Origin of the sequence: Amycolatopsis thailandensis (assembly GCF_002234405.1) — a bacterium.
GTDB lineage: Bacteria > Actinomycetota > Actinomycetes > Mycobacteriales > Pseudonocardiaceae > Amycolatopsis > Amycolatopsis thailandensis.
This window is the reverse complement of the sequence record NZ_NMQT01000258.1, coordinates 1-2692: the sequence shown is the minus strand read 5'-3', so window position 1 is coordinate 2692 and position 2692 is coordinate 1. Positions and strand designations below refer to the sequence as shown.

Annotated in this window: 3 protein-coding genes; 1 reads left to right on the top strand and 2 read right to left on the bottom strand. The window is 72.0% G+C overall.

The window, feature by feature from the left end; all coding sequences use genetic code 11:
* Positions 1–270 precede the first annotated feature (270 nt).
* Positions 271–1026 (bottom strand): nucleotidyltransferase domain-containing protein, encoded by a 756-nt coding sequence (locus CFP71_RS42110; RefSeq protein ID WP_093939431.1) that lies wholly within the window; start codon positions 1024–1026, stop codon positions 271–273.
* A gap of 86 nt (positions 1027–1112) precedes the next feature.
* Between CFP71_RS42110 and CFP71_RS42105 the strand changes: the two genes are divergently transcribed.
* Positions 1113–1589: a TspO/MBR family protein gene (locus CFP71_RS42105; protein WP_093939430.1), complete on the top strand. Its 477-nt coding sequence runs from the start codon at positions 1113–1115 to the stop codon at positions 1587–1589.
* Here the strand turns inward: CFP71_RS42105 and CFP71_RS42100 are convergent.
* The coding region (locus tag CFP71_RS42100) for a type VII secretion protein EccE (protein WP_244200042.1) at positions 1582–2692 on the bottom strand (1111 nt) is incomplete at its 5' end. The two genes, CFP71_RS42105 and CFP71_RS42100, sit on opposite strands and share 8 nt — an antisense overlap.

Sequence of the window (2692 nt, the reverse complement as noted above, 5' to 3'; positions counted from 1 at the left end):
GTCGCGAAAGCCACTTTCGGGACATCAGACGTCCCGAAAGTGGCTTTCGCGACGTCGGGCCCCTGCTGGAGTGCCTTGGGTCGGGGGTCTTGAGTGGCGATTCGGGTTCTGTTGAGGGGGAGGGCAGAAGTGTCCGGTTCGCTTGCTGGCGGTGTTGCGAAAGTGGCTTTCACAACCTTCAACGTTGCGAAAGTGGCTTTCACAACACCGCGGACCCGTCAGGCCGCGCCGAGCCGGGGCACGTGGCCTTCGGGGTCCGCAGGAGCGTCGTCAGAGCGACCCCGCAGCCCGGAACAGCGCTTCCGCCTCGTCCACCGCTTTGGCGAGGACGCCGGGATCCGCCCGCAGACCGGCGACGATCGCGTCGATCTCGCGCAATCCCGCCCGCCGCAACAGCCGCTTCTCGTTGGTGACCCATTCGCCCCGGGCCGCCAGCACCGCGTGCGCGGTCTCCATGGCGGCGGTGGCCAGCGCGCCCGCGACCTCCGTGGCCTGCCCGCGCGGCACGAAAGCGCCGCGGGTGTAGCGCAGGGTCAGCTCCGCGCGGCCCCGCCACATCGGCGGAGCGGTTTCCCGCAGCGCTTCCGGGTACTCCGGTCGCGGCAGATCGCCGCGCAGCACGCGGTTGACGGAGAGTTCGGCGACAGGCAGGTAGCTCGGGACACCCGCGAGGTGGAACATCAACGGCTCCCAGTGGAACCGGCCCCGCCGTGCCTCGGCGAGCTGGTGTTCCACGGCGTCGAGATCGCGGTAGTGGACGTCGACCTGCTTGCCGTCGATCGTGAGCCAGGCACCGCCGTTGAACACGCCACCGCCCCAGGCACCGATCTCGGAGACCTTGCCGTCCCAGCCGACGGCCCGTAGTTGCGCCGGGTCGAAAGCCCCGCGGTAGTAGACGGCGAAATCCCAGTCGCTGCCGGGGCCGTGGGTGTTCTGGGCGCGTGATCCACCGAGGGTGACGGCGTGCACGGCGGGCAGCGCGGCCAGGTTGTCGGCCACGTGGGCAAGAAAAGTCTCGTCGTTCATCGCGCGAACGATCTTAGGAGCGTTCCCGGGCGCACGCGACGGGTTTTGAGCGCGCGAGCGCGTGTGCCCGGCCTTACCCTCGGAAGATGACCACGATCCCAGGACGACTCCGCGCCCCGCTCGCGTTCCTCCCGTTCCTGGCCGCGGTCGCCGTGGCCGCGCTGGTGGGCGGGCTCGCCGCGGCCGACGCCCGCTCTGTCTACAGTGGACTGGAGCTGCCGCCGTTCGCGCCGCCCGCCTGGCTGTTCGGTCCGGTGTGGACGGTGTTGTACATCGGGATCGCCGTCTCCGGCTGGCTGTACTGGAAATCCGGCGGCGAACGCCGGGCACTGGCGTGGTACGCGGCGCAACTGGTCCTGAACGCCGCTTGGACGCCGCTGTTCTTCGCGGCCGGTGCCTATGGCCTGGCCCTGGCCGACATCGTCCTGCTCGACGTCGCCATCGTCGTCAACGCGCTGTACTTCCGCCGCTCCTCCCGGATTTCGGCCGCGTTGCTGCTGCCGTACCTCGCTTGGACGCTGTACGCGACCGCGCTGAACATCGCGATCGTCGTGCTCAACTGATCCCGATCGGCAGCGTGGCGGCCACTCCCTTGGCGTGCCTGCCGTCGAGCCGGTCCAGGGTCAGCCCGCCCCGGCGGGCGGCGAGTTCCAGCTCCCGCACCGCGTGCTCCACCGCTTGCGGTCCCGCGGCGGCGACCCGGATCGCCGCGCCGAGCAGGGGTTCGGTTTCGGTGGCGCGCCGGTGCGCGGTCACGGCGAGCGTCACCGCGGCCCGGGGAGCGGCCGCGAGCAGACGGCGGGGCAGCTCCGCCGTGAGTGCCGGTGAGAGCGCGTCCCAGCCGTCGATGCGGAAGGTCGCCTGGCAGATCGGGCCGCTGTGCCAGAACCGCCAGTCCTCGCGGATGCGCGCCCGGCCCGCCGTGACGTGCGCCAGCGACGCGAGCGTGCCGAGGACCTCGTTTTCGGCGAGCGCCCGCACGGGCAGCCCCTCGCGACGGAGCCGCCGTCGCACGCGCCGGACCGTGTTCCCGAGCACCTGCCGCACATCGGCGTCGCGATGGACGTCGACCGTGCGCAGCGCCTGCAGCGCGACCCAGCCCCGCGGCGGCCGCGAGCGGTCCGCGCCGACGTGGTGGATGACCTGGGCGGCGACGTCCAGATCCTGTTCCCGCGAAGGCGGCAGCACCGCCAGCGGCGACGGCATCGGCTGCTCGCGCGCGGCCGACTTCGGTTGCAGCACAGCGGTGATCCCGTCGGCGCGGCTGACCATGAACACCGGCTCGTCACCGATCTCACCGGTGATCCCCTCCGCTTCCGGTGACAACAGGCGCAGCAGCGCGCGGCCTGCCTCGCCCGCGTTCCGGAGGTCCCGGTCGCGGTCGCGCAGCAGGTACCCGGACGCCGAACCGGCCCACTCGTAGAGCCAGCGACCGCGAAACCGCACGGCTGTCAGCGCGAGGACCAGCACGGCCGCGGTGATCACCGCGGCCACCAGCGGCCAAGGCCGTCCCGCCACCAGGACGAGCGCGACGAGGACGAGCTGCCAGCAGATGATCTGCGGCACCCCGATCCCGCCGAACCGGCCGGGGCGCCGCGCCGAAGCGGGCACCGCCGGAGTCGGCGGCGGCGAACCGTACGCGGGTGCGGGGACAGATCGGAAGAGC